The following is a 21,838-nucleotide window of genomic DNA, read 5'->3' as shown; positions in this document are numbered from 1 at the left end:
TTTCATAAAAATTCCACGCAATCGTCCGGGACCTGACAGGTAGCCCATGGTCAGCAAAGGGCTGTCGGGCATTTTCTGTATGGCGCTGCGCATGACCGCGTCAGCCTCGTCTGCCTGGCCGTGGCGCGTGTAATAGTTGGCGAGCGCATTCTGGGCGCGGGGGGAATCGGGCGCGGCAAGTGCCCAGTAGATCTCCAGTTTTTCAGCGTCGCCCCACAGGGTGGCGCGCTGGTGCGTCAGGAAGGCGAGCGTGCCGAGGATCGCGAAGGCGAACAGCGCAATGGCGGCGGAGGAGACGTAGCGCCTCAGCCAGTCGAATCCGCGGGCGAGCGGCAAAAAGAGGAAGGCGGCAGGAAGGTAGTTGCGGTGCTCGAAATAGGGTTCGAGCCCCAGCCAGGTGGATTCGATGAGGTGGCCGGCGAAGAAGAAGAGCACGGCCAGGCTGAAAAACGGGGCGCGCCGCCGCAGCCAGAACGCAGCGGCAAGGAGTGCCGCGAGGCCGGCGAGCGCCCAGGCGGTGCTTGGCGGATCGAAGAGGCCGCGCGAAATGGGGATGTGGTCGTGATACAGGCCGCTGCCCTCGATGCGTGGAAGGAAGAGGTTGCCGAGGTAATCCCACAGGATGCGGCTTTCGGTGAGCAGGCGCTCGGGTTGATCGAACGGTCGGTCGGGCCACAGGCCAGGGGTGAAGTCGATCTGCCGCAGCAGATAGCCGAGCACGGCCAGGCTCGGCAGCCAGAGAAAGAGAGCGCGGAACGCGAGCGGCAGGCGCGGCTGCCCTGGCGGAGCGCAGAATTCGACGGTGAGCACGAGCAGCGGCAGGAGCGCGCCGTTTTCCTTGCTCAGGGTGGCGAGCAGGGTCCCCAGGGCCAGCGCGCTGCCCATCCAGGCAAGCCCGGCGCGGGGGCGGAAGGCGAAGAGGCGGCGGCCGTGCAGGTAGGCGGCCAGGGCGGCGAAGGAGAAAAGGGCCGCCAGCTGCGCCATGCGCTGCACCGGATAGAGGGTGGTGGAAACGAAGAAGGGATGCAGCAGCCAGGCGGCGGAGCCGAACAGTGCCGTCCACTGCGCGCGGCGCTCGTCGAGACCGTAGAAGCGGCACAGCTGCAGGGCGGCCCAGGCGAGGAGCGCGCCGGCCAGGAGGTGCAGCATCAGGTTGGTGTATTTGAACGAGGCCGCCTCGGATGGCCAGGCGTTGTCGTTGAGGAGAAACGACGCCAGCGCGATCGGCCGGCCGGTGGGGCCAGACCAGCCGCCGAAGACGAAGGCACGAAACGTTCCCCAGTCGGTGACGCCGCCGTAGGCGGAGAGATCTTGCAGGTTGGGCGCGTCGTCGAAGAGGAAACCGCCCGTCAGCCCCGGCCGCAGGCAGACGTAGGCAAGCAGCAGGACGGCGAGAAAGGTGATCGCTTGCGGGAAATGGCCGCGGAAGGAATTCATGCGCTCGGGTCGAAAAGATACCCCGCCGCTGCCAGGAAGCCGCGCCGGGGCTGTCAGGAAAAAATCAGGAAAGGATCAGCGGCAGTTGGAAGGAACCCATTTCGCATCGATCGGGGTGGTTTCGCCCCGTTTGCACGTCCATTCAACGCCACCGGCGCTGGCGGTCGGGGACAGCTGGAGGGTCTTACTATCGACTTTGCTGTTGTAGGTGATGGTGATTAAACCGCTCGCGACTGCGACGCTTGTGACGGCGTTGCCTTTAATGCTGGCAGCAGGGGCCAAGCCAGCAGCGGCGTTGTCAGCAGGCCACGCATTATTGGTGGAATAATACTCAGTCACAGCCGCCTTGGCGCCGGCGGCGAGCGCCAGGCCCTCGGCGACGTGGGCGCGCTTGGTGTAATCCTGATAGGCCGGCAGCGCGATCGCCGCCAGAATGCCGACGATGGCCACGACGATCATCAGCTCGATGAGGGTGAAGCCTTGTTGCATGCGTTTCATGGGGGTACTCCTGGTTGGATGGAAAAGATGCGCCCGACGGGTGCGTCGGCGAGGCTAGGGTAGCGCGGCGGCGATCGCGGTGTAAAGGGGTGCGGGGGAAAAATTTTCATTCCTTTTGTTTCAATGACTTACGACGGTGTTTGCGCCGCGCGGCGTGGATGGCGGGCGCATGGTGGGAGGGGGTGCATCAAATTTTGCTGTGGACCGGGCGATCCGGCGCGGGCGTGCGGGGGTCGTGCGCGCTTCATTCGGCCAGGCCGAGCCGCTGCATCCAGTAGCGCAGCTTGGCCAGCGTCCAGCCGAGTTCGCGGGCGGTCTTGCTCTGGTTCCAGCGGTTGCGTTCGAGGACAGCGACGAGGGCGGCAGCATCCAGCGGAGCGTCGCGATCCGGCGGGCAGTGCTGGAATCCGTCGAGGATCTGGGCGAGCCGCTCGGTGCGCAGGGGCTTGGTGAGGAAGTCGTGGGCGCCCAGTTTCATGGCGTGCACGGCGGTGTCGATGTCGCCGTAGGCGGTGAGCACGATCACGGGGACGAGGGGGCGGCGTTCGCGGGCGTAGGGGACGAGTTCGAGGCCGCTGCCGTCGGGCAGCCGCAGGTCGGTGAGGATGAGGTGGTAGGCAGGGGTGGGGTCGTCGAGCACGCGGCGCGCGCCGGCGCAGTCGGCCACGACGTCGGCCTGCCAGCCGTGGCGGCGCAGCGCCAGCGTGAGCAGCGTGCGCAGGTCGGGTTCGTCGTCGATGATGAGGGCGCGGGGCATGGGCCGATGATAACGGCTTGGGTGCGCGAGGGGAAGGGTCAGCGCCGGCCGTAGCCGGCGATGGCTTGCTGCGCTTCGGCGATTTCCTCGGCGGTGAGCTGGACCGGTTCGCCGAGGGGGAGGGCCCGCAGGTAGTGGTCGCACAGGGTTTCGAGCTCGTGGGCCAGGGCGAGCGCCTGGGGGAGATCGCGGCCGAAGACGAGCATGCCGTGATTGGCCATGAGGCAGGCGCGTCGGCCTTCGAGGGCTTCGAGCACGGCGTCGGAGAGCGCCTGGGTGCCGAAGCGGGCGTAGCGGGCGCAGCGCACGTCAGGGCCGCCGAAGCGCAGGATCATGTAGTGGAAGGGGGGAAGGTCGCGGCGGTGGCAGGCGAGCGCCGTGGCCGCCGGGCTGTGGCAGTGGATGACGGCGCCGGCTTCGGGCCGGCGGCGGTAGAGGTCGCGGTGGAAGCGCCATTCGCTCGACGGGGGCCAGGGGCCGGAGGGGATGCCTTCGAGGGTCATCGGGACCATCATGTCGGCGCCGAGTTCTTCCGGCGGGATGCCGGAGGGGGTGATGAGAAAGCCTTGGGCGGTGCGCACGCTGAGGTTGCCGGCGCTGCCAGGGTTGAGCCCGGTCTCGGCCAGGCGGCGGGCGGCGGCAAGAAGCGCGCGGGCGGAGTCGGTCATCGATCGGACTCCGGGAAGAGTTTGGCGGCGGCGAGTGGCGCGGGCCAGGCGCCGGTCTCGGTGAGGATGGCGGTGATCCAGCGCGCGGGGGTGAGGTCGAAGGCGGGGTTGCGCACGCGGGCGGGAAGCGGCGTGAGGCGCACGGGCACGGGGCCGTTCGCGCCGGGCGGCAGGCCGGCGACAGTGAGGACTTCGTCGGCGGCGCGCTCTTCGATGGGGATGGCGGCGCCGTCGGGGCAGGCGGGGTCGAAGGTGGTGGCGGGCGCCGCCACGAGGAAGGGCACGCCGTGGGCGTGCGCGGCGAGGGCTTTGAGGTAGGTGCCGATCTTGTTGGCGACGTCGCCGTTGCGGGCGATGCGATCAGCCCCGACGAGCACGAGGTCGATGTCGCCCTGGGCGATGAGCAGGCCGGCGGCGTCGTCGGCGATGAGGGTGGCGGGCACGCCGGCTTGCGTGAGTTCCCAGTGGGTGATGAGCCCCTGGTTGCGCGGCCGGGTTTCGCTGACGAAGACTTCGAGCGCAATGCCGGCGGCGTGGGCGAGGTAGATGGGGGAAAGCGCGGTGCCGGCGCCGCAGGTGGCGACCCAGCCGGCGTTGCAGTGCGTGAGCACGCGCACGGGGCGGCCGAGCCGGCGGGCGAGCGTCTCGATCCAGGGCAGCCCGGCGCGGCCGATGGCTTCGCAGCGCGCGGCGTCGTCGCGGCGCTGGCGTTCGGCTTCGCGCCAGGCGGCGACGGGGCGCTCGGAGGGCGGCAGCGGCGCGAGCACGGTGCGCTGCGCTTCGAGCGCGAGGCGTAGGTTCACCGCGGTGGGGCGGGTGGCGAGCAGCCGGGCGATCGCCGCTTCGAGGGCGGCGTCACTCGCGTCGCGCTCCAGGGCGAGCGCGAGGCCATGGGCGGCAGCGACGCCGATGAGCGGGGCGCCGCGCACGCGCATGGCGACGATGGCTTCCAGCACGTCTTCCAGGGTGGTGAGCCGGCGCTCGACGACACGCCAGGGAAGTCCGGTCTGATCGAGAATGACGACGGCGTTGCCATCGCGGCGTAGGGTGGCGAGCGGGGGAGTGAATGACATCGTGTAGGCAACGTCGGTCCGGGCAGAGAAAATCATAGCACGGCAGGAACATGGGCACGCGCTACAATCGCTTCTTTGGTCCGGTTCGGGATGCGGTGATGCGTTGGTTGTTCTGGTTCGTGGTGCTGCTGGCGGTGGTGTGGTGGGCGCGGCGGCGTTTTCTCGACGGCGGGGGATCGCGTCCGGGCGAGGAGAGCGCGCGGTCGGGGCGGGGGCGCAGGAAGCCTTCCGCGGAGGCGGAGCCGATGGTGCAGTGCGCCCGCTGCGGGGTGTTCGTGCCGGCCTCCGAGGCGGTGCGCGCCGGGGGGCAGACCTTCTGCTGTGAGGCGCATCGGCAGGAAGGCGCGCGTGCGCGGGAGTGAGCCTTCCATCGCCGGCATGGCGGGAACGGTCGGCCGCCTCGGGGATCTGCTGCGCGTGGCCGTGGCCGGCGTGCTGCTGGTGGGCGGGCGACAGATGTCGCTGGGCGAGGAATGGCCGTCGGCCTTCCTGTGGCTGAGCGTGGGCTACTTCGGCGCCGCCGTGGCATTGGCGGTGTTGCGGCCGCTGCGCCTGCGCCGGGCCGGTGCCTGGGTGACGGCGGCGGTGTTGTTGGACGTGGCGGCGCTCACCGGGGTGATGACGGTGAGCGGCGGATTCCGCTCGGGACTGGTTCCTTTCCTTTATCTGGCGGTGGGCGGGGCTTCGCTGGTGGTATCGCGCCGGCTTGCCGCTTTTTACGCGGCGCTGGTGGCGCTTGCCCTGCTGGGAGAAAACCTGTGGCGAACCTGGGTGGGAGGGGGGCCGAGCGATACCTATCTCGTGGGCTTGAGCGGAGCGGGAGCCTTTGCGGTGGCCTTGGCGGCGCAGGCGGTGGGAGAGCGTCTGCGCCGGGCGGAAGCGTCGATCCGCGCGCAGCAGGAGACGCTCGCCTGGCAGCGGGAGATCAACGATCGCATCCTGCGCGAGCTGCGCGACGGGGTGCTGGTGATCGACGACGAAGACGTGGTGCGCTACGCCTCGCAGCCGCTGCGGCAGTGGTTGGGGCGGGAGCCGGTGGGGGAACGCGTCGAAGAAGTCCTGCCCGGAGTGGACCGGCTGCTGGCCCGACGCGGCGGGGAGCGCTGGGTGGCGGTTCAGGGGCGGCGGCTGCGCTGCCGGGCGACGGTGCCCTACCGCGGCGGCGGGTGGCTGGCGTTCGTGAGCGACCTGGAAGAGGTGAGCCGCGAATTCGAGCGCAACAAGCTCGCCTCGCTCGGAACCCTGGTGGGCGGGGTGGCGCACGAGGTGCGCAACCCTCTGGCGGCGGTAGTACAGGCGCTGGAGCTGATGCGGGGTGAGGAGAACGCGGCGGCGCGCGAGCGCTTGCTGGCGATGGCGCTCGACAATGCCGAACGGATCGAACGCCTGGTGGAGGACGTTTTGTCCCTGGGGCGGCGGCAGCGGCCTCGGCCGGAAGTACTCGATCTTTCCGCGTGGCTGAGGCAGTGGCGGCGCGAGGCGCTCGCGCGGCTGGGCCGCGGCGAGGAGGAGGTGGTGCTGGAGGGGGAGGAGGGGTTGCGCATTCGGGCCGATCCCGTGCATCTGCGCCACATCCTCGATAATCTTCTGGACAATGCGGCGCATTTCGCGAGCCGCCGCGCGGGTGCGATCCGCGTGTGTACTCGGGCCGAGGGGGAACGGGTGCGGCTGGATGTGTGCGACGACGGGCCGGGACCGGCACCGCAGGTGCGCGAACGTTTGTTCGAGCCGTTCGTTTCTTCGCGCGCCGACGGCACGGGCTTGGGGTTGTACGTGGCCCGTACGCTCGCCCGGGCGAACCAAGGGGAAGTGGAGTGGGTCGACGCCGGATGCTTTCGCGTATGGCTGCCGCGCGAGGGGCCATAGTGGGCGCGCTGCTGTGTACAATGCGATGCTCGATGCCCAGGGAGGAAGGGCGATGTTGCTGTTGATCGACAATTACGACAGTTTCACGTGGAATCTGGCGCAGTACTTCGGCGAGCTCGGGGCTCGGGTGAAGGTGGTGCGCAACGACGAGGTGACGGCGGGGCAGATCGCGGCCTGGCGGCCGCAGTATCTGGTGATCTCGCCCGGGCCGTGTTCGCCGCGCGAGGCGGGAATCTCGGTGGAGGTGATCGAGCGCTTTGCCGGTGAAATCCCCATCTTTGGCGTGTGCTTGGGGCATCAGGCGATCGGGGCGGCGTTCGGCGGCAGGATCGTCCACGCCAAGCGCTTGATGCACGGCAAGACCTCGCCCGTGTTCCATCGCGGCGAGGGGGTGTTCGAAGGGCTGCCCAATCCGGTGGAATGCACGCGCTACCATTCGCTTGCGGTGGAGCGCGAGTCGCTGCCCGAGTGTCTGGAGGTGACGGCCTGGACCGAGGACGGTGAGATCATGGGTTTGCGTCATCGCACGCTGCCGGTGGAAGGGGTGCAGTTTCATCCGGAATCGATCCTGACGCGGTACGGGCACGAGATGCTGGCCAATTTCCTGCGCCAGCACGCACCGCAGCCGGCGTGAAAGGAAATTTTGCGAAAGGAGCCACAGGTGGGAACGAAGATCACGCCGCGTGAAGCGCTGCAGCGTACGATCGAGCTGCGCGAGATTTTCTACGACGAAATGCTCGACCTGATGCGCCAGATCATGGCGGGTGAAGTCTCGCCGGTGATGATGGCGGCGATCCTCACGGGCCTGCGCGTGAAGAAGGAGACGGTGGGCGAGATCACTGCCGCGGCGCAGGTGATGCGCGAACTCGCGCTCAAGGTGGAGGTGCCTCCGCCACACGATCACCTTCTGGACGTGGTCGGCACGGGGGGGGATTCCTCGCACACGTTCAACGTGTCGACCACGAGCGCGTTCGTGATCGCCGCGGCCGGGGGCAAGGTGGCCAAGCACGGCAACCGCTCGGTGTCGTCCAAATCCGGCAGCGCCGACGTGCTCGAAGCCCTGGGGGCGGAGATCGCCCTGCCGCCCGAGGCCGTGGCGCGTTGCATCGCCGAGGTGGGGGTGGGGTTCATGTTCGCGCCGGCGCACCACAGCGCGATGAAGAACGTGGCGGCAGTGCGCCGGGAGATGGGTGTGCGCACCATTTTCAACATCCTGGGGCCGCTCACCAACCCGGCCGGGGCGCCGAATTCGCTCTTGGGGGTGTTCCACCCCGATCTAGTGGGGATCCTAGTACGCGTGATGCAGCGGCTCGGCGCCAGGCACGTGCTGGTGGTGCATGGGCTCGATGGTCTAGACGAGATCACACTGGGCGCGGATACGCTCGTGGGCGAATTGAAGGATGGCGAGATCACCGAGTACCGCATCCATCCAGAGGATTTCGGCCTGCCGATGGCCTCGAGCCGTAACCTCATGGTGGAGGATGCGCAGGAATCGCGGGCGCGGCTGCTCGCGGTGCTGGAGGGTGAGGCGGGGCCGGCGCGCGACATCGTGCTCCTGAACGCCGGGGCGGCGCTCTATGCGGCCAACGTCGTGCCCTCGATCGCCGAGGGCATCGAGCGCGCCCGCGAGGCGATCGATTCGGGCGCGGCGCGGGCCAAGGTCGACGCCTTCGTTGCCGCCACGCGCCGGTTCGCGTCCGAGGCTGGGCGATGAGCGACGTGCTCGATCGCATCCTCGCGCGCAAGCGGGAAGAGGTGGCCGCGGCGCGCGCGACCCGGTCGCTCGCCGAGCTGGAGGCGGCGGCGCGGGCGCGGCTCGAACGCGATCCGCCGCGCGGTTTCGTCGCCGCCATCGAGCGCAAGCTCGTGGCCGGCGAGCCTGCGGTGATCGCCGAGATCAAGAAAGCGAGCCCTTCGAAAGGGGTGATCCGGCCCGAGTTCGACCCGGCCGCGATCGCGCGCGCCTATGAATCGGCCGGCGCGGCCTGCCTCTCCGTGCTCACCGACCGGGAGTTTTTCCAGGGGGCGCCGGAATATCTCGCCGCGGCGAGGGCGGCCTGCACCTTGCCGGCGCTGCGCAAGGATTTTCTCGTCGACCCTTGGCAGGTGTGGGAGGCCTGTGCGATGGGAGCCGACGCGGTGCTCCTGATCGTGGCCGCGCTCGACGATGCGGCGCTGCGCGAGCTCGCGCTACTCGCCCACGAGCTGGGGCTGGACGTACTGGTGGAAGTGCACGACGCGGCCGAGCTCGAGCGCGCGCTCGAGCTACCCGTGCGGCTCGTGGGGATCAACAACCGGGATCTACGCACCTTCGAGGTGTCGCTGGAGACCACTTGGTCGCTCTTGCCGCGCATTCCGCAAGACCGGATCGTGGTGACGGAATCGGGTATCGGCGCGCCCGCGGACGTGGCGGCCATGCGCACGCGCGGCGTGCAGACCTTTCTCGTGGGCGAAGCCTTCATGCGCGCGCCCGATCCGGGTGCCGCTTTGCGCGCGCTCTTTTTTGCCTGAGCGATGGGGAGAGATCCGGTGCAGCGATGGGGATGGATGGTGGCAGCCTGTGTGCTGCTTGCCGGCTGCGGGCGGCAGGAGACGCCGGCGCAGCAGCAGGAGCAGCCGGTGGTGGTGCGCACGGCGCCGGTGCGCGCGGCGGAGCCCGCCCCGCTGGTACTCTCCGGTACGGTGCGGGCGCGCCACGAAACGCCGCTCGCCTTCCAGGTGGGAGGGCGCATCGTGGCGCGGCTGGTCGATGCGGGGGCGTCGGTCCAGACCGGGCAGGTGCTGGCCCGGCTCGATCCCAAGGACGTGCTCGCCCGGCTCGAGGCAGCCCAGGCTGAGGTGCGCGCGGCCCAGGCGCAGTGGCGCCTGGCGCAGAACGAGCTCGCGCGCACCGAACGGCTGCAGCGCAGCAGTTCGTGGGCGAGCAGGCGCTCGACCGGGCGCGCACTCAGCTGGAGGCCGCGCGCTCGCAGCTCGAAGCGGCGCAAGCCCAGGAACGGCAGGCACGTAACGCTTTGGGTTATACCGAGCTGCGTGCCCCGACCGACGGGGTGCTGATGGAGTGGAGCGCCGAGCCGGGGCAGGTGGTGGCAGAGGGGCAGCCGGTGGCCACGCTCGCGCAAAAGGGCGCCCATGAGGTGGAGGTGGCCTTGCCGGAGCGTTTCGGGAGCCAGCCGCCGCTGCGGGGCGAGGCCATTTCGTCCGATGGTTCGGTGGTGCCGATCGAACTGCGTGAGGTGAGCGGAGCGGCCGATCCAGTGTCGCGCACTTTCCGCGCACGCTATCGTCTGCTCACCGCCGATCCACCGCCGCTGGGTAGCGTGGTGCAGGTGCGTTTGCCCCAGCCGCCGGTGGAGGGCTGGGAAGTGCCGGTGGGGGCGATCGACGAGCGTGGCGCTGGAGCGCGGGTCTGGCGGGTGCGCGAGGGACGCCTCGAAGCGGTGCCGGTAGAGGTCTTGTCGATGGATCAGCGCACGGCAAGGGTGCGTGGGCCGCTGCAAGCGGGCGAGCGGGTGGTGGCGTTCGGCACTCATGTGCTGCGCGAGGGAATGCGGGTCGAGGAGCGCTCGCCATGAGTTTCCCCAATCTCTCGGCGCTCGCGGTGCGCGAGCGCGCCGTCACCCTCTTCTTTTTGATCCTGTCGGCCTTGGCTGGCCTGTATGCCTTTCTTGGCCTCGGGCGGGCGGAGGATCCGGCCTTCACCGTGCGTATCCTCATGGTGTCGGCGCTGTGGCCGGGAGCCACGGCGCCGCAGATGGAAGAGCAGGTGGCGCACCGTCTGGAGAAACGGCTGCAGGAACTGGAATACCTTTACCGGTTGACGACGACGGTGCAGCCGGGGCGGGTGGACATCCAGGTGGAGTTCGAGGAGTACGTGCCGCAGCGCGAGATCGGCCGCCTTTTCTACGAGGTGCGCAAGCGCATGTGGGACGAGGCTTCGACGCTGCCGCAGGGAGTGATCGGCCCCATCGTCAACGACGATTTCTCCGACGTCTATTTCAGCCTGATGGCGCTGACGGCGCCCGGCTTGCCGCCGTGGGATCTGGTGCGCGAAGCCGAGGCGCTGCGCGACCGGCTCGCTCGCGTGCCCGGCGTACAGAAGGCGCTGCTCATCGGCGAGCAGCCCGAACGGATCTTCCTCGAGCTCGACCTCGACCGCCTCATCCAGTTGGGGCTGACGCCGCAGGCGGTGTTCGAGGCGATCGACGCGAACAACGCGCTGGTTCCGGCCGGATTCCTCGATACCGGCGGGCCGAGGGTGTACGTGCGTCTTCCGGGGGCCGACCTCTCGGAGATGGATCGCATTGCCGCGGTTCCGCTGCGCGTGGGGGGGCGCATCCTCACGGTGGGGGAGCTGGGGACGGTCCGCCTGGGCGTGGAGGATCCACCTTCGTTCCTGGTTAGGGCCCACGGTGAGGAGGCGATCCTTCTCGGCGTGGTGATGCAGCGCGGCGAGAATGGGCTCGAGCTGGGCAAGCGGCTCGCCCGCTTCGTGGCCGAAGAAGAGGCCAGATTGCCGGCCGGCATGACGCTCTCCGTGCTCACCAATCAGGCCGAGGCGATCGCGCAAGCCGTCGATCTCTTCCAGGTGAAGTTCCTCGTGGCCGTGGCGGTGGTGATGGGGGTGACTTTCCTCACGCTCGGTTGGCGCGCCGGGGTGGTCGTGGCCGTGGCCATTCCCGTGACGCTGGGGCTCACGTTTCTCGCGATGCGCTGGAGCGGGATCGACTTGGATCGCGTCTCGCTGGGGGCGCTGATCCTCGCCCTGGGCTTGCTGGTCGATGATGCGATCATCGCCATCGAGATGATGATCGTCAAGCTCGAGGAAGGCTGGGATCGGATCGCGGCGGCCGGCCACGCCTGGAACGTGACGGCCAGACCCATGCTCTTCGGCACTCTGGTGACGGTGGCCGGATTCCTGCCGATCGGCTTTGCCCGCTCCGGCGTGGGGGAATACGCCGGCAACATCTTCTGGGTGCTCGGCTACGCCCTGGTGATTTCCTGGGTCGTGGCGGTGATCTTCACGCCTTATCTGGGCGTGAAACTGCTGCCGTCCTACCCCAAGCGCGAGGCCGGGCACGGGGTGTACGATTCCCCGGCCTACCAGCGCTGGCGCGCGGTGATCGTCTGGTGCGTGGCGCGGCGCAAGACCGTGGTGGGCGCGACCCTCGCGGCGCTCGCGCTGGGGGTGGCGGCCATGGTGGGGCCGGTGCAGAAACAGTTCTTTCCCAGCTCCGACCGTTCGGAGGTACTGGTTTCGATCTGGCTGCCGGCAGGCTCGGCCATCGGGCGCACCGACGAGGTGGCGCGGCGCATCGAGGCGATCCTCGCGCGCTTGCCGGAGGTGCGTTCGTTGTCGACCTACGTCGGGCGCGGGGCGCCGCGCTTCTTCATCTCGGCCAACCCCGAGGAGCCCGATCCGGCTTTTGCCAAGATCGTGGCCGTGACGCAGGGGGTGGAGGCGCGCGAGAAAGTGATCGCGCTGCTCGAGGCGCACCGGCAGGCAGGGGAATTCGCCGAGGCGCGCATCCGGGTCCATCGTCTGCTCTATGGGCCGCCGGTGCCCTGGCCGGTGGCTTTTCGCGTGGTGGGGCCGGATCTCGAGGAGTTGCGCCGTCTGGGTGAGGAAGTGCGCGCGGTGATGGCATCCCATCCGCACGTGCGCGACGCACACCTCGAATGGAACGAACGCGCGCCCGTGCTGATGCTGGAGGCCCCGGCCGAGCGCCTGCGGGCCATGGGGCTGACGCCGCGGGAGGTGGCGCGGCAGTTGCAGTTCGCACTCGACGGCATTCCCGTGACCGAAGTGCGGCGCGACATCCGTACCGTGACCTTGCTCGCGCGCGGCGAGGCGGCGGTGCGCGACCTGGCGCGGCTCGAGAGCCTCGAGTTGCGCACCCTCGATGGGGCTCGGGTACCGCTGGGGCAGGTGGGTCGCCTCGTGATACGGCACGAGGAGGTGCGCTACAAGCGCCTCGATCGGGAGCGATTCGTTGCGGTGCAGGGCGAGATCGAGGGCGCGCAGGCGGTGGACGTGACCGAGGCGCTGTGGAGCGCGCTCGCTCCCTTGCGGGCGAGCTTGCCGCCGGGCTACCGCATCGAGATCGGCGGCACGGTGGAGCAGTCGCGCAAGGCCGACGCCTCGATCCAGAAATTGCAGCCGGTGATGGTGGCAGTGATGCTGATCCTCATCATGCTGCAGATGCGTGAATTCGCCGGCACCTTCATGACCGTGGCCACGGCGCCCCTGGGGGTGATCGGGGCAGCCGTGGCGCTGCTCGTCTTCGACCAGCCCTTCGGTTTCGTCGCCCTGCTCGGTCTCATCGGCCTGGCGGGGATCCTGATGCGCAACACGCTCATCCTCACCCAGCAGGTGCGCGACAATCTCGAGGCCGGAATGACGGCGCTCGAGGCGGTGGTGGAGGCGGCGGTGCGGCGCACCCGGCCGGTGCTGCTCACGGCCCTTGCAGCGGTGCTCGCCTTCGTGCCGCTGGCGACCGACACCTTCTGGGGGCCGCTCGCCTACGTGCTGATCGGCGGCGTGATGGGGGGGACGCTCATCACCTTGTGTTTCGTGCCGGCGCTCTATGCGCTATGGTACCGTCTGCCGCAGCGCAAAATGGGCTAGAATCAAAAAATCGTTCCATTTTCCGGTCGTAGGGGGCATGAGTATGGATTTCGAGCAGGCACGATTCAACATGGTGGAGCAGCAGGTACGCACCTGGGAGGTGTTCGATCAGCGGGTGCTGGATGCGCTGATGACGGTGCGGCGCGAGCAGTTCGTGCCGGAACCCTACCGGACGTTGGCGTTTGCCGAGGTGGAGATCCCGCTGGGATTCGGCGAGCGCATGCTGCGGCCGGTGATCGAAGGCAAGGTGCTGCAGGCGGTGCAGCTGCAGAAAAGCGAGGTCGCGCTCGAGATCGGTGCGGGTTCGGGCTATTTCGCCGCCTGCCTCGCCCATCTGGGGCAATGGGTGCACAGCGTCGAGATCGTGCCGGAACTCGCCACGCGCGCCCAGGCGAACCTCGAGGCCGAGGGCTTCGACAACGTCGAAGTAATCACCGGTGACGGCCTCGAGGCGCTGGCGGCGCCGGGCCCCTTCGACGTGATCGTGCTCTCGGGCGGAGTGGCGGAGGTGCCGCGTTTCCTGCTCGATGCCCTCAAGGCCGGCGGACGGCTCTTCGCCTTCGTCGGTGACGAGCATCTCATGCACGGCCGGCTCTATACCTGTTCCGAGCCGGGCAAGGTGCGCCACGAGGATTTGTTCGAGACGGTGGTACCCCGGCTGCGCGTGCCGCAGCCGGAGGCTCCTGCCGCCCTATTGGTATGAGTCGGATGAACGGACGGGAACGAACGCGCGGCTGCGGCTGCCTCACTCCGTGGCGTGTGGCCTTGGCCCTCGGTTTGGCGGTGGGACTGAGCGTCGGTGCCGGGGGGGCGCGTGCGGCCGATCTGCTCACGCTCTATCGGCAGGCGTTGCTGCAGGATCCCAGCTACGCGGCCGCGCGGGCGTCGATGATGGCCGGTCAGGAGCAGACGGTTCAGGGTCGGGCGCTGCTTTTGCCGAACGTGGCGCTCGATGCCAACGCTTTGCACAATCGCCTGGACGTCGGTGAGATCGACAAGAACTATGGCTCGCGCCAATGGACGGTGCGGCTCACTCAGCCGCTTTTTCGTCTGCAGAACTGGGCGGCAGCCAAGCAAGGGGAGTTGCGCACCAGCTTGAGCGATCTGCAATGGGCCGAGGCACAGCAGGAGGTGGCGTTGCGCTTGGCTCGAGCCTATTTCGACGTGGTTGCGGCCCAGGAGGCGGTGGATGCGGCAGCCGAGCTGCATCGTGCCTCCAGCGAGCAACTGGCATATGCCAAGAAGAGCTTCGAGGTGGGTACCGTCACCATCGTGGATGTACACGAGGCCCAGTCGCGCTTCGATCTGGCCGACGCGCAGCTGATCGCGGCACAGAACCAGTTCGATGTGGCGCAACAGGCCTTGGCGGCCATCGTGGTGGATCTACCGCAACGGTATGCCCGGCTGAGCCCGGATGCCACATTGTCCGGCCCCGAGCCGGCGCGGATGGAACCGTGGGTGGAGGCGGCGCAGCAGGACAATTTTCTGGTACAGCAGGCGATGGTGAGCCGCGAGATCGCCCAGCGCGAGGTCCAGCGGCGCCGTGCCGGACACCTTCCCAGTGTGGATCTGGTGGCGCAGCACGGCAAGTCGCGTGATCTCTCCCGTTTCCCGCCGTTGCACACCGAGACGGCGGAGTCGTCTCAGATCGGGGTACAGGTTACGGTGCCGCTCTATGCCGGCGGCGCCACCCAATCGCAGGTGCGCGAAGGGGCTGCGTTGCTCACCAGGGCCGATCGGGAGGAGGAGTATGCCAGGCGGCAGGCGGTGTTGAGTGCCCGGGAAGCTTTTCTCGGCCTGACGAGCGGTTTGGCGCGGGTGCGGGCACTGGAAGCTGCGCTGCAATCGTCTTTGTCGAACCTCGCGTCCACGCGCTTGGGCTACGAGGTGGGGGTGCGGATCAACGTCGATGTGTTGAATGCCATGGCGCAAGTGGCCGATGCCCGGACGCAGTTGTCGCGTGCGCGCTACGATACGCTGTTGTGGCAGCTTCGACTGAAGGCGGCGGTAGGCAGGCTCTCGGAGGAGGATCTGGCCGCGGTCAATGCGCTTCTGGTCGAGGAGTGACGGGCCCTCCGGCATCTCGTCGCGTGCGATTCCGTTCGCGCTCGAGCCAGGGGGTGAGCAGCTCGAGCGTGCGTTCGGTGGCGCCGCGATGCGCGGCAAGGAAAATGGCACCGTTGGCGATCACCGCGGCGCGCTCGTCGGGCTGTTCGATCCATCGCTGCGCGAGTTCGATCGCTTCCTGGGGGTTGCGTACCTGGGCGATGGCCTGAGCCGCCACGCCCTGGGCGACCACGTCGGCAAAATTCTCCGTGTGGGGGCCGACGATGGGCGGCGTGCCGGCGGCGAGCGCCTCCAGGGGATTCTGCCCGCCGTAGCGCTCCCAGCTGCCGCCGATGATGGCCACGTCGGCAAGCGCGTAATAGGCGTAGAGTTCGCCCATGCTGTCGCCGAGCCAGACGTCGTCTTCGGGATGGGGCAAGGAGACGCTGCGGCGGCGATGGCGCAAACCATGGCGTTCGACGAGACGGGCGACTTCGTCGAACCGCTCGGGGTGCCGTGGCACGATCACCAGGAGCGGTGGCTCGTGGAAAAGGAAATCTTCCCGTTCGGCCCATTCCTGCCGTAACCCTTCCCAGGCGCGCAGGAAACGGGCTTCCTCGCCTTCGCGGCTACTGGCGAGCACGACGACGGGGCGGGGGCCGATGGCCTCGCGCCACGTCTGCGCCAGCGCGATCGCCGCCGGTTCGGGGCTCCAATCGAATTTGAGGTTGCCCGTGACGGCGATGCGGGAGAGGCCGAGCGCGCGCAAACGCTGCGCATCGGCCGCACTCTGCGCCCCGACCTGCACGAAGGCGTCCCACTCGAGCGGTAGTAGCCAGCGGAAACGGCGATAGCGGCGAAAGGAACGCTCCGACAGCCGGGCGTTGGCGAGCACGAGCGGCACGCCCTGTCGCTTGGCCTGCCGCAGCCAATTCGGCCAGATCTCGGTCTCCATCACGATCCCCAGCCGCGGGCGCGCGCCTTCGAGGAAACGGCGTACCCAACGGCTGTGATCATAAGGGGCATAGGCTTGCACGATGGCGGGATCGTGGGCCCAGAGCCGGTGGCCGGTCTCCAGGCCGGTGGGGGTCATGTGCGTGACGAGCAAGCGCAGCCGAGGGTAGCGGCGGCGCAGCGCCCGCACCAGGGGATGAGCCGCGCGCGTTTCGCCCACCGAGACGGCGTGGATCCAGAGGGTGTCGCGGCCGTCGTCGGGTAAGGCGACGTGCCCCAGGCGTTCGCGCCAGCGGCGCGACACGTCTGGTCGGTCGCGATGCCGCAGCCAATGCCGCAGCCGCAGCCACGGCCAGGCGAGCCGCCAGAGGGCATCGTAGATGTGATAACGTAGGGACACGGGCGACGTCGCAAAAAAGTGGGCAACGATGCTAGTTTAGCAAGTCCGGCGGCGATGCGCCCAAGTCGTGGAAAAGAAAGGGGGGAATGGCGCAGGATGGCGACTTATGCGATCGGGGACGTGCAGGGGTGTTACGCAGCACTGCAGCGTCTGCTCGAGGGGATTGGCTTTGCTCCACCGCACGACCGGTTGTGGCTGGTGGGCGATCTGGTCAATCGCGGACCGCAGTCGCTGGAAGTGCTGCGCTTCGTGCGTACGCTGTCGCCGGATTCGGTCGAGGTGGTGCTGGGTAACCACGATCTGTATCTCTTGATGCGGGCGGCGGGTTATCTCAAGCGCGCGCGAGACGACACCCTGGATGCGGTGCTCGCGGCGCCGGATCGCGACGAATTGCTCGAATGGTTGCGGACGCGGCCCTTGCTGGTGGTAGACGAGGATATTGGCTATGCGATGGCGCACGCCGGCGTGAGTCCGGTCTGGTCGCTGGCGCAGGCGGCGGCGTGTGCGCGCGAGGTGGAGAAGGCTTTGCGCGGCGATTCGGCGTGGTTGTTGCGGCTAAAGGGCGATCGGCCCACGCGCTGGCGCGACGATTTGGCCGGCCTCGATCGACTGCGCTACATCGTCAACGCCTTCACGCGGATGCGCTTCGTGTCGCTGCGCCACGGGGCCCTGGAGCTGGAGGCGAAAGGGCCGCCGGAGCGGGCGCCCCAAGGCACGGTACCGTGGTTCCGTTGGCCGCAGCGGGTGCCGCTGGGGGTGCAGGTGGTGTTCGGCCATTGGTCGGCACTGGGGTTTTACGCCGGCGATGGCGTGCTCTGCATCGATACGGGTTGCGTCTATGGAGGGTTGCTCACGGCGGTGCGGCTGGAGGATGGGGCGGTTTTCACCGTCTCGGGGAAGTGAGCCTCAGGCGCGAAAACGCTGCAGGAGCGCACCCAGGGTCTGTGTGAGCCGATCGAGCCGCTCGGCGGCTTCGCTGCCTTGACGTGCGAGGTCGGCGAGGGTCTCGGAGGCGCCGGCGACATGGGCGACTTCTTGGGCGATCTGACGATTGACGCTTGCCTGCTCACTCGTGCCTTCACGGATCGCTTGGGCTTGCGCGCCGATTTCGTCCATCGTGTGCTCGATCGCATCGATCGCGGCCAGGGCTTGGCGAGAAGAGGCGAGAGCCGTTTGGATCGATTCCCGTCCTTGGGCCATGTCGGCGACCATCCTGGTGACGTGGGATTCGACGCGTTGGATCGTGGCTCCGATCTCGCCCGTGGCCTGTGCCGTGCGCTCGGAGAGTTTTCGTACTTCGTCGGCGACCACGGCAAAGCCTCGGCCGTAGGCGCCGGCACGAGCCGCTTCGATCGCGGCGTTGAGGGCGAGCAGGTTGGTCTGTTCGGCGATGTCGCGGATGACCTCGACGATGCGCCCTACCGATTCCATTTCACCGTCGATGGTGTCGGCGTCTTCGGCGAGCGCTTCGAGCCGTTGCGCGAGCGTTTGGGTATCCTGGGTGTGGGAGCGCACCCGATGGGCGGCCTCACGGCTGCGGGCGACGCCATCGGCCACTGCCTCGGCTGCGTGCTGGGCATCGGAGGCGGATTGGTCCATGGCGGTGGAGAGTTCTTCGATGCCGGCGGCCATTTCTTGCGCCGATTGCGCTTGTTGTTCTGCGGCGGCGGCAATCCGTCGGGCGCGCTCACGTTCGGCGGCGACCGAGTCGGTCAACTGCCCGCTCGCCTGGGTGAGGGTGTGGACGAAGTCCCGTAGTTGGCTGCGCATGTCCTGCAGGGTCGCGATCAGGGTGCCGATCTCGTCGCGCCCCTCGTCATCGAGATCCTGGCGCAGGTCGAGGGCGGCGACGGCGCGTGCGAAGTCGAGCGCAGTGCGCATGCCGTGGCGTAGGCGATGGGTGGAGAAGTAGGCGAGGATGAGGAGCAGCAGCGTCACGGCGCCGAACAGCAGCGCGATGACGAGGCGGCTTTGATCGGAGGCTTGGGCGCTGTGGTCGAAGTCGTCGCGGGTGGCGTCGCGTTCGAGATGGATCAAGTCGTCGAGGGCGGCGTGGACGTCGTGCAGTTGCGTCTCGATCTGCCCGATGAGTCCGCGCTGGGATCGACCTAGACCAGCGAGGTCGTCGCCATAGAGTTCGATGGTCTGACGCGCCGTGTCTACGGCCTGATGAAAGCGCTGGGCGGCTTCTTCGAGGCGAGCGAACGCGGTGCGTTCGTCTTCGCGCATCGGCCGTTGCCCGAACGCTGCGAGGATGGCTTGGGCTTGATCCGAGGCGCGCTCGAGCTCCTGTGGATCGAAGGAGGAGATTTTCTGGCTCGCGTCGGCAAAGACGCGGTAGAGGAAACTCGCTTGCCGCTCGGCCAGGTGTTTGAGCTGGGCGAGGTCGACGAGGGGGGCGACTTGGCCGCTGTAGGCGCTGCGCATCGTGCCGGTCTGGGTGTCGATGGTCTGGTAGGCGAGCGCGATCACGATCGAAAAGAGTCCGATCGCGATCGCGACCATGATCCAGTAGCGTGCCTGCAGCGAAAGAGTGAGCGAACGGGAACGACGCGCCATCCTCGAGGGTTCCTCAGCGCGCGGCAAATACCGGCGCGCCGTCGGCCCGTTCGATCACCAGCGTGGCCGAGCGCGGCCGGCCACCGCCCAGTTCGCGGAACTGCGAATGTGGCCATTCGGAGAAGGCGGTGGGATGCGCTGCGAGGTAGGTTGCGAGATCTTGGCCCGCAGGGAGGGCGGGGGCGCGTGGATGGCCTTCGGCTTCGCCGGGATGCTGGACATTGACGAACATCGTGCGCCCGTCGTTGCTCCAGGTGAGCCCGGTGATCTCACAGCCCGAGGGGCCGACGAGGAAGCGGCGAATGAGCCCGGCGTCGGGGTCGGCGACCAGCATCTGGTTGTTGCCCATGCCTTGGTAGGGGCCGGCGTTGCTGTAGCTGCCGTCGGTGAGGATCCACAGGCGGCCGGCGGCGTCGAACCCCAGGCCGTCGGGGGAGTTGAAGAGGTTGTCTTTGGTGATCGCCGCCGAGCCGGCGCGCGCATCGCCTCGAGGATAAACGAGGGGGTTGCCGGCGAGCACGAAGAGATCCCAGGAGAATTCGTCCACCCTCGGATCGCCGCCGTTTTCTTGCCAGCGCAGGATTTGACCCCAGAGGTTCTCGGCCCGGGGGTTGGCGGCGTCGACTTCGCTCGCCTTGCGCCGGTTGTTGTTGGTGAGCGTGACATAGACTTCCCGGCGATGAGGATGGATGGCAACCCATTCGGGACGATCCATTTTGGTCGCGCCGACGACATCCCCGGCCAGTCGCGCATGGATGAGGACGTCGGCTTGCGTGGGCAAGCGCGCCTCGGCGGCGAGCAGCGGATTGCGTTCCTTGTCGAGCAGAATCCATTGGCCACGGAAACGTTGGCCGTCGGGCGTGGGGTCGGCAGTGAATCGGGCGACGTAGAGATCGCCCGAATCGAGCAGGTCGCGGTTGGCGGCAGGGTTGCCGGGGTCGTAGCGGCCGTGGCTCACGAAGCGGTAGAGGTATTCGTAGCGTTCGTCGTCGCCCATGTAGACGACGACCCGCCCGTCGGGGGCGATCGTGACGGCGGCATTTTCGTGCTTGAATCGGCCGAGCGCGGTGCGTTTCTTCGGCGTACTTTGGGGGTCGAAGGGATCGATCTCGACCACCCAACCGAAGCGGTTGGGTTCGTTGGGTTCGCGCCGCAGGTCGAAGCGCTCGATCACTTCGTACCAGCGATAACCGTTGTCCTTGCCGATGCCGTAGCGTTGGTGCAGCGGGTCGGTGCTGCCGCCACCGAAATAGCCGTTGAAGTTTTCTTCGCACGTGAGGTAGGTGCCCCAAGGGGTGAAGCCATTGGCGCAGTTGTTGAGCGTGCCGCGTACTTGGGTTCCCGTGGGGTCGGCCGAGGTGCGCAGGAGCGGATGACCCGCGGCCGGACCGGTGAGCACCATGGGCGTATCCCCAGTGATACGGCGGTTGTATCTCGAGGGAATGACAGGGCGCCAACCGCTTTGACCGTCGCGTTGCAGATGAACGATGGATACGCCGTGCGCGTTGATTGCTTTCATCGCCTTTTCGCGCGTCCAAGGCTCGGTGTATTCCTTGCCGAAGAGGTATTCGTAGTTGGTGTATTCGTGGTTGAGTGCAAGAAGACCTTGGTCGTAGACATTGGGACCAAAGGGGAAGAAGTGCATGCCGTCGTGGTTGTCCCCGATCTGCCGGGCCTGCTCTTCGGCCGAGGCCGAGGCATCGGGTCGCCAGGAGGCGGAAAAGTCGAGTAGGGGGTCGCCCCAGGGCAGGATGGCGCGCACCACGTAGCCGTCCATCACGGTGACGTAGTCGTGGCTGTGGGTGGGAATCGAGCGGGGGAAAGCAGCCAGTAACGACGAGACCGTGGTACCCGGATCGTCGAGCGAGCGGGCGAGTGCCGCGGCCGGCGAGGCGAAAAAGCTCAGGAGGGTTGCGCCGCCCGCGCCTTGGAGCAGGCGGCGGCGGACCTGATCGACGATCTCGGTAAAGGTGTGGTTTTCGGCTTCTCGGGTTACGGGATTGTCTTTCATCGCTTTCATGGGATCTGTCGGGGGGCGGTTCGATGGTGCAGAGTCTAGAGCGGCTGTGTGACGGTTTTATGGCGAAGGCAGGTCTTCCTCGATACGCTCGCGTACCCAGGCTTCGAGGGCTCGGGTGAGCGCTTTGCGGTCGGCTCCCTGGGTGGGTAGGGGCTCGGAGACATCGAGCCGGGCGCGCAGCCGAGGCTCTCGCACGATACGGACCAGTGATTGCATGAGCGTCATCTGGCCGTAGAAGGCCGCGGCGCGGGTGCGCTGGCCGTCGGCATCGTAGTAGCGAATCGCTACGGCTTGGACCGGGGCGCCGGCGTCGATCGCCGGTTGCAGCAGCGCCGCGTGGAAGGGGTGTAGCGACAGGCCGTCGGTGGTGGTGCCTTCGGGAAAGAGCGCGACGCTCTGCCCTTGCCGCAGATGCGATACGAGCTCACGGGCGAGCACCGCGGCGTGTCCCCGGCTGCCGCGCCGCAGGAAAATGGTTTCGTTGCGCGCCGCGAGCCAACCGATGATGGGCCAGCGGCGGACTTCGGCCTTGGCGATGAAGGCGGCGTCGGTCTGCGAGAGGACGACGAAGACGTCGATCCAGGAGACGTGGTTGAGGGCGAGCAAGGCGCCGCTGGCGAACTCGCCATGCCGCTCCACCTCGATGCCGCACAGGGCGACGAGGCGCCGCGACCAACGCTGCCGCAGACGGGCGCGGGTGGGGGCATCGGCGAAGGGAAAGCACAGGACGATGGTGGCTAGCCCAATGGCGAGATGAAGGGCGAGGCGGGCGAGCCGCAGCGCGCGGATCGGTCGGGGAACGGAGCGGAGCATGGTGGTCGTCGGTTCATGGGGGTGATCGGCGCATGGTAGCGGAAAACGGGCATGGCGAACGGGCCGTGGCGCGGCTGTATGGCGTCATCGTGCAAGGTTTGCGCCGACCTCACCCAGTG

Annotated in this window: 20 protein-coding genes; 11 read left to right on the top strand and 9 right to left on the bottom strand. The window is 68.0% G+C overall.

Annotation, left to right across the window (positions count from 1 at the left end; translation table 11 throughout):
* The 5 genes from GV368_RS04730 to mtnA form a co-directional block, all read right to left on the bottom strand.
* Positions 1-1,437 (bottom strand): tetratricopeptide repeat protein (locus GV368_RS04730; protein ID WP_169115672.1); only part of this gene is annotated, 1,437 nt, incomplete at its 3' end.
* Between the two features lie 75 nt (positions 1,438-1,512).
* Entirely contained in the window at positions 1,513-1,935 is a 423-nt protein-coding gene (locus GV368_RS11290) for a pilin (protein ID WP_169115671.1), read from the bottom strand.
* Between the two features lie 244 nt (positions 1,936-2,179).
* Complete coding sequence (locus GV368_RS04720) at positions 2,180-2,692, bottom strand: response regulator (RefSeq protein ID WP_169115670.1); 513 nt, start codon at positions 2,690-2,692, stop codon at positions 2,180-2,182.
* A 38-nt stretch (positions 2,693-2,730) separates the two neighbouring features.
* Complete coding sequence (locus GV368_RS04715) at positions 2,731-3,360, bottom strand: class II aldolase/adducin family protein (RefSeq protein ID WP_169115669.1); 630 nt, start codon at positions 3,358-3,360, stop codon at positions 2,731-2,733.
* Positions 3,357-4,433: an S-methyl-5-thioribose-1-phosphate isomerase gene (gene mtnA, locus GV368_RS04710; RefSeq protein ID WP_169115668.1), complete on the bottom strand. Its 1,077-nt coding sequence runs from the start codon at positions 4,431-4,433 to the stop codon at positions 3,357-3,359. Before mtnA ends, GV368_RS04715 begins: the two co-directional genes overlap by 4 nt.
* Before the next feature lie 98 nt (positions 4,434-4,531).
* Between mtnA and GV368_RS04705 the strand changes: the two genes are divergently transcribed.
* From GV368_RS04705 to GV368_RS04665, 10 genes are read left to right on the top strand one after another with little or no spacing between them, the layout of a single operon-like run.
* On the top strand, positions 4,532-4,795 hold the full coding sequence (locus tag GV368_RS04705; protein ID WP_194240894.1) for a PP0621 family protein: 264 nt from the start codon (positions 4,532-4,534) through the stop codon (positions 4,793-4,795).
* Positions 4,782-6,299 (top strand): two-component system sensor histidine kinase NtrB, encoded by a 1,518-nt coding sequence (locus GV368_RS04700; RefSeq protein ID WP_169115666.1) that lies wholly within the window; start codon positions 4,782-4,784, stop codon positions 6,297-6,299. The genes GV368_RS04705 and GV368_RS04700 overlap by 14 nt, the downstream gene beginning before the upstream one ends.
* A 52-nt stretch (positions 6,300-6,351) precedes the next feature.
* Positions 6,352-6,933: an anthranilate synthase component II gene (locus GV368_RS04695; RefSeq protein WP_142803561.1), complete on the top strand. Its 582-nt coding sequence runs from the start codon at positions 6,352-6,354 to the stop codon at positions 6,931-6,933.
* Between the two features lie 27 nt (positions 6,934-6,960).
* Complete coding sequence (trpD, locus tag GV368_RS04690) at positions 6,961-8,013, top strand: anthranilate phosphoribosyltransferase (protein ID WP_142803560.1); 1,053 nt, start codon at positions 6,961-6,963, stop codon at positions 8,011-8,013.
* On the top strand, positions 8,010-8,810 hold the full coding sequence (trpC, locus tag GV368_RS04685; RefSeq protein ID WP_169115665.1) for an indole-3-glycerol phosphate synthase TrpC: 801 nt from the start codon (positions 8,010-8,012) through the stop codon (positions 8,808-8,810). Before trpD ends, trpC begins: the two co-directional genes overlap by 4 nt.
* An 18-nt stretch (positions 8,811-8,828) precedes the next feature.
* Entirely contained in the window at positions 8,829-9,356 is a 528-nt protein-coding gene (locus tag GV368_RS11285) for an efflux RND transporter periplasmic adaptor subunit (RefSeq protein WP_328514228.1), read from the top strand.
* Entirely contained in the window at positions 9,251-9,874 is a 624-nt protein-coding gene (locus GV368_RS04680; RefSeq protein ID WP_235933675.1) for an efflux RND transporter periplasmic adaptor subunit, read from the top strand. The genes GV368_RS11285 and GV368_RS04680 overlap by 106 nt, the downstream gene beginning before the upstream one ends.
* On the top strand, positions 9,871-12,927 hold the full coding sequence (locus tag GV368_RS04675; protein ID WP_169115663.1) for an efflux RND transporter permease subunit: 3,057 nt from the start codon (positions 9,871-9,873) through the stop codon (positions 12,925-12,927). Before GV368_RS04680 ends, GV368_RS04675 begins: the two co-directional genes overlap by 4 nt.
* Before the next feature lie 43 nt (positions 12,928-12,970).
* Positions 12,971-13,630: a protein-L-isoaspartate O-methyltransferase family protein gene (locus GV368_RS04670; protein WP_142804220.1), complete on the top strand. Its 660-nt coding sequence runs from the start codon at positions 12,971-12,973 to the stop codon at positions 13,628-13,630.
* A gap of 5 nt (positions 13,631-13,635) precedes the next feature.
* Positions 13,636-14,994 (top strand): TolC family outer membrane protein, encoded by a 1,359-nt coding sequence (locus tag GV368_RS04665; RefSeq protein WP_142808615.1) that lies wholly within the window; start codon positions 13,636-13,638, stop codon positions 14,992-14,994.
* Here the strand turns inward: GV368_RS04665 and GV368_RS04660 are convergent.
* Positions 14,969-16,327, bottom strand: a complete 1,359-nt coding sequence (locus tag GV368_RS04660; RefSeq protein WP_142803556.1) for a 3-deoxy-D-manno-octulosonic acid transferase — start codon at positions 16,325-16,327, stop codon at positions 14,969-14,971. The genes GV368_RS04665 and GV368_RS04660 overlap by 26 nt on opposite strands.
* A 96-nt stretch (positions 16,328-16,423) precedes the next feature.
* Here GV368_RS04660 and GV368_RS04655 point away from each other — a divergent pair, with 96 nt between their 5' ends.
* A complete protein-coding gene (locus GV368_RS04655) occupies positions 16,424-17,230 on the top strand; it encodes a symmetrical bis(5'-nucleosyl)-tetraphosphatase (protein WP_169115662.1) in 807 nt (268 codons plus the stop codon).
* Between the two features lie 3 nt (positions 17,231-17,233).
* On the opposite strand, the gene GV368_RS04650 is transcribed toward GV368_RS04655, so the two are convergent.
* The 3 genes from GV368_RS04650 to GV368_RS04640 are packed head-to-tail and all read right to left on the bottom strand — an operon-like array spanning position 17,234 to position 21,719.
* Positions 17,234-18,886 carry a methyl-accepting chemotaxis protein gene (locus GV368_RS04650; protein WP_169115661.1) on the bottom strand — a complete coding sequence of 551 codons (1,653 nt, stop codon included), beginning with the start codon at positions 18,884-18,886 and terminating at the stop codon, positions 17,234-17,236.
* Between the two features lie 13 nt (positions 18,887-18,899).
* Positions 18,900-20,906: a PhoX family protein gene (locus tag GV368_RS04645; RefSeq protein ID WP_169115660.1), complete on the bottom strand. Its 2,007-nt coding sequence runs from the start codon at positions 20,904-20,906 to the stop codon at positions 18,900-18,902.
* Between the two features lie 57 nt (positions 20,907-20,963).
* Positions 20,964-21,719 carry a lysophospholipid acyltransferase family protein gene (locus GV368_RS04640; RefSeq protein WP_169115659.1) on the bottom strand — a complete coding sequence of 252 codons (756 nt, stop codon included), beginning with the start codon at positions 21,717-21,719 and terminating at the stop codon, positions 20,964-20,966.
* Positions 21,720-21,838 lie beyond the last annotated feature (119 nt).

The sequence above is a fragment of the Tepidiphilus baoligensis genome (assembly GCF_012911495.1).
Classification (GTDB): domain Bacteria; phylum Pseudomonadota; class Gammaproteobacteria; order Burkholderiales; family Rhodocyclaceae; genus Tepidiphilus; species Tepidiphilus olei.
This window is presented reverse-complemented; position numbering and strand designations above follow the sequence as displayed.